The 4,861-nt window shown below is 52.1% G+C and carries 3 protein-coding genes and 3 pseudogenes; 3 read left to right on the top strand and 3 right to left on the bottom strand.

The features are described from left to right. Positions 1–1,070: patatin-like phospholipase family protein (locus E0D98_RS21350; protein ID WP_000102643.1), on the bottom strand; the 1,070-nt coding region annotated here is incomplete at its 3' end. Beyond that, complete coding sequence (locus tag E0D98_RS21345) at positions 1,067–1,972, bottom strand: diguanylate cyclase regulator RdcB family protein (protein WP_000203535.1); 906 nt, start codon at positions 1,970–1,972, stop codon at positions 1,067–1,069. The genes E0D98_RS21350 and E0D98_RS21345, both read right to left, overlap by 4 nt. 53 nt (positions 1,973–2,025) lie before the next feature. Here E0D98_RS21345 and E0D98_RS21340 point away from each other — a divergent pair. Beyond that, positions 2,026–3,269: pseudogene (locus E0D98_RS21340) on the top strand (ISL3 family transposase); the annotation flags it as partial. Positions 3,270–3,348: 79 nt separating this feature from the next. Then, a pseudogene (locus E0D98_RS21335) lies at positions 3,349–3,641 on the top strand (gamma-glutamyltransferase); the annotation flags it as partial. Positions 3,642–3,680: 39 nt separating this feature from the next. Here E0D98_RS21335 and E0D98_RS21330 read toward each other — a convergent pair. Next, positions 3,681–4,532, bottom strand: a pseudogene (locus E0D98_RS21330) (phosphotriesterase-related protein); the annotation flags it as partial. A gap of 65 nt (positions 4,533–4,597) precedes the next feature. Between E0D98_RS21330 and E0D98_RS21325 the strand changes: the two are divergent. Next, positions 4,598–4,861 (top strand): transposase (locus tag E0D98_RS21325; protein ID WP_000169521.1); only part of this gene is annotated, 264 nt, incomplete at its 3' end.

The raw sequence follows: 4,861 nt of genomic DNA, 5'->3' as shown, positions 1-4,861 counted from the left end.
TATTTAATCCGGGCCATCGCGTTTCTCAGTGCCAAATCTGCCTCTTCCGTTATATCCAGGCTTTTCTGCAATACCGCCTCTGACCGGGTCAGTGCCTGACGTGCTGCCAGCGGTTTCCGGATATGCTCCATCGCCAGCATCGTGTCTTCATAGCCCTGCTGACGCCAGGCGTCGGTATGTGCCGATGTAAAACTGAGCAGACCGCCGCTGTTGCCACCATCACCTGCATATTTCAGCCTTTTCCGGGGACGGATCTCAAGGATTGTGGTGTCCGGAAAAGCCTGGCGATCCCATAAAGAACCGTCACTCAGATGCGTCACAATCACCATATTGCATCCGGCATCGACCAGAGGCGTCACAGGGGTATTTCCCTGCATATTTCGCCATCCTCCCATACCACCATCACCGAACATTGTCCCCTGAACCTCACGGGGACGGAACAGCAGGGGCAGCGCGGCTGACGCAAGCAGAGCCTCTTTCTGCTGTCCGCGGGGCAGGCTCTGGATATGCTGAAAAACGGCGTTTTTCGTGGTTCCGACACCCAGTTCAGCACGAATGCAGTCAATAATATCCTGCATGCCCCCTTCTGTGGGGTACAGCGACACATACAGCGGTAGCCCGTCTGCCAGAGCATCAGTATCAAGATAATGATCCATCAGCGCTGTCAGGGGCTCATCTGACAACAACGGCTGAGCCATCAGATTGTCAAACCCGTTGATTGTCGATATATGGCGAAGAAGCGTCGTAAGCAGTGCTCCTGCACGTCCGGGGATCTGGCAGAGGTTCATTGCCTGGAACAATTTTTTCAGCAATGAAAAGTAAACCAATCTGTTTACCGACAGCACCTGATTATTCCCCAGATGATCCCAGAGCGCCTCCAGGCGTACGGCAGCTTCTGACAGATCGGGAGAGGCCGCGATAATGGCACCATTGAATGCGCCAATGCTGGCCCCTGAAACCATGCTGATCTGTGTACCACACTCTGCCAGTGCCTTAACCACTCCCGCCTGATAAGCGCCCACCGCCCCGCCACCGGACAGCACCAGCCCCGTTTTCATTTCTGTACTCATGCAGCCCCCTTCTGAAATATTTCATCGACCATACTTTCAGAGAGGCGTTCTGCAGAGCAGAGGCGAGGCATGCGAACCGGTAAGTGTTCTGCAGCCTGCGTGGTTGACCAGATCACCGGATGCTGCTCTTCACTGCACCAGTCTCCCAGCCAGTTAATCGCGTCATGCCACTCGTTATCTGCCTGCTCCCGGCCCTGACCACCAAGCCAGTCCAGAGTGTTCAGACGCACGGTTGCACTACCGCCACTCTCCTGTGCCATCTGCGTTAATGCTTTATGTCTGAGAATATCCAGTAGCTGGTTAACCTGGCCTGTTTCGCTCTGACGTATCACATCACCAAACGCGCCCCAGCGAAGCTCTTCAAGTGCCACATAACAACGTCCGGCAGGGGAAAATGACGCATATCGCCCGGCGCTCCACCATGAGAATATCTGCTCAAGATGTAACTGCGCCCGCTGAACCTGGTCAACACGGTGGAGTTTTTCTTCAAGATGATTCAGTTTATGGTGAACCTGATCGGCCAGGGTGAGTAACTGCTCCCGCGTATCTGCGGAATAATGCGCCAGCCTGGCTGTATCACTGACCAGTGAACTGACCCTGTCGTTTACCTGGGTAATCGCGTAGTTTGTGGTGGCAAGTGACGTTGTCATCTCCGTCAGCCAGCGCAGGGACGCCTCAACGCCCTGTGCAAGCGACGCATTGATGGCATTCTGCCGTGCAGCGCCTTCGCCGGTCAGCCCCTCTTTTAAACGCCGGAAGAACGTGCGCTCTCCGGCCGTGCGGATATGCTCCTGTGCAACATCGATTCCGTTTGCGAAATCAACCACAAATTTTTCAGGAAGACAGGTGAGTACCTGACATACCCGGTTATCAGCAATTTGTTGAATAAATGGTGAAGTCACAGCATTGTCTCCAGCTCTTCCCTCAGCGCCTTACTGTCAGTAATGAGCTCAGGAAACGGGCTGCAACGGCAGTGGGTCTCCGTTGCAGTGCTGATACTCTTCTTCGCAGGCTTATCAATACCCCGGAGACGAAACAGTCAGGCGCGCCTCATGTCGGTATTGATGAGTGGGCGTGGCATCGGGGCCACTGCTGCGGTATGTTAATAGTCAATCTTGATACTCACCGTCCCCTCGTCCTGCTTCCCGGCCGTGATCAGCGTACGCTGGCGACCTGGTTCAGAAAATATCCGGAAATACAGGTTGTCTCGCGTGATCGCAGTGGAGTCTATGCGACAGCAGCACGTGAAGGTGCACCTCAGGCCAGACAGGTGGCCGATCGATGGCACCTGCTAAAAAATATTGGTGATGAGCCTGAACGAATGATGTACAGATATATGCCTCTGATACGTCTTGTTGTCAGAGAGTTATCACTGAAGAAATCACCTGAGCCAGAAATATCTGTGCCTGTAGCATCGCTCCGTCGTCTGGAACGCCTTAAACAGCACATCCGCAAAAAACGGCATCAGCGTTGGACAGAGGTTATGGCCCTGCATAACAAGGGATGTAGTTTCAGGGAAATATCCCGTATTACAGGCCTGTCGCGAGTGACAGTCAGTCGCTGGGTGCGTTCAGGAACATTCCCTGAAATGTCAACCCGGCCTCCAAAGCGAGGGCTTCTGGACCCATGGAGGGAGTGGTTAAAAGAGCAACGAGAAAGTGGTAATTATAATGCCAGCCGGATATGGCGGGAAATGGTGGCCCAGGGGGGGGGACAGGCAGTGAAACCATCGTCAGGGATACTGTTGCCAAATGGCGTAAAGGCTGGAACCCACCGGTTACTACTGCCGCAAGACTTCCTTCAGTGTTCCGGGTAAGCCGCTGGTTGATGCCCTGGAGAATAATCAGGGGCGAAGAAAATTATGCATCCCGATTTATTAGTCTGATGTGTGAAAAAGAACCGGAGTTGAAAATAGCACAGCAACTGGTACTCGAGTTCTACCGTATTCTGAAAACCTAAAATAAATCACAGCTAAGCAGCTGGTTCACTCGAGTCCACGAAAGCGGCTCAGCAGAACTTCGGTGCGTAGCTGCGGGGATAGAAGCTGATGCTGCGGCTATATGTGAGGCAATCAGCAGTCGCTGGAGTAATGGTGTTGTCGAAGGTCATGTAAATCGCCTGAAGGTGCTGATACGCCAGATGTATGGTCGAGCCGGATTTGAACTACTTAGGCGGAGGGTAATGAGTCCACTGGCATGAAAATCTTCACCTAGGTTGCGGAAGAGCCACTTTTGCACTGTTCGTGACAGTATGGCCTTTATGTACTCACTTTGTTACCGGTAGCTGAATCATCACTACCGTGCTGCAAATGGTGGTGAACAGCATCAATTGTGGAATGAATGTTGCCGAAGCGACCAATGCGCCTCGTTTCCACCATCAGTGGTTGCCGGACGAACTGCGTGTTGAAAAGGGTTTAGTCCGGATACGCTCAAGCTGCTGGAAGCAAAAGGTCAGAAAGTGGCGCTGAATGAGGCGATGGGCAGCACGCAAAGCATTATGGTTGGGTCGGATGGTGAGTTGTACGGCGCATCCGACTCGCGCTTGGTGGATGATTTAACGGCGGGGTATTAATTGACATCCCCCGGCGCAGTGTGCCGGGGGATAATGGTTTTATGCGGTCAATAATCGTCCGGGATTATCGATACAGAGTTTTTTGAGGATCGTTTTATCGACGCCGCGCTCCGCCAGATAGGCCAGAAAAACATCTGGAACAAATCCCCAGCCATTACCGCCATTTTTAGCCCACATTTGTTTAAGGAAGACATCGTGGCTGAGAACAAGCTGATCGGCGTATCCCAACTCAATGAGATGAGCGACGGCATCGGCAGTCTCCTGCACCCCTGGCGCTATTCCCTCTTTCGGGAAGGTAATGTCTAGGCCAATCATGTCGAATTCCAGCCAGACACCCTTATCAAGCATTTTCCGCTGATACGCCACGTCTTTTCCTGACGGATCCGAGTGTGCGAGAGAGACTTTATTTGGCGAGACGCCCATTTCACCTAACACAATGTCGAGTACTTCATCACCGCGACGAAGCCAGCCCGGCATGTGAATATTCATCGCCACATGAGGATTGTTAATCTGTGCCAGCGAGGCAGCCCGCAAGCTGTTATGCTCGGCTTCGGTAAATGTCGGTGAGACACCTATTTCACCGATCATTCCGGCACGAATATCCGTATCGCCAATCCCTTGATTCAATTCTTTATCAATCGTTGCCGCCAGTTCATCAACCGTTTTATGAATTCTCTGGCTTTCAAATTTTTCCAGGTAGGGACCGGAGGAAGCAACAATATTCAGACCTGTTTTTAATGCGACTTCTCGTAATGCCTGCGCATCTCGTCCGATAGACTCAGACCCTGTGGCATCAACAATGGTGCGACCACCGAGCGAGATAAAGTTATTAATTTCGAAGATCACATCTTCAATAGGTTTGCGGTCCATATTATCAGCGCAGCAATAAGGTGATCTTACCCAGCAATAGTGGACACGCGGCTAAGTGAGTAAACTCTCAGTCAGAGGTGACTCACATGACAAAAACAGTATCAACCAGTAAAAAACCCCGTAAACAGCATTCGCCTGAATTTCGCAGTGAAGCCCTGAAGCTTGCTGAACGCATCGGTGTTACTGCCGCAGCCCGTGAACTCAGCCTGTATGAATCACAACTCTACAACTGGCGCAGTAAACAGCAAAATCAGCAGACGTCTTCTGAACGTGAACTGGAGATGTCTACCGAGATTGCACGTCTCAAACGCCAGCTGGCAGAACGGGATGAAGAGCTGGCTATCCTCCAA

It is taken from the genome of Escherichia sp. KCJ4928, from assembly GCF_004352695.1.
GTDB lineage: Bacteria > Pseudomonadota > Gammaproteobacteria > Enterobacterales > Enterobacteriaceae > ECMA0423.
The sequence above is the reverse complement of the archived record's forward strand: the minus strand, read 5'-3'. Positions and strand labels throughout refer to the sequence as shown.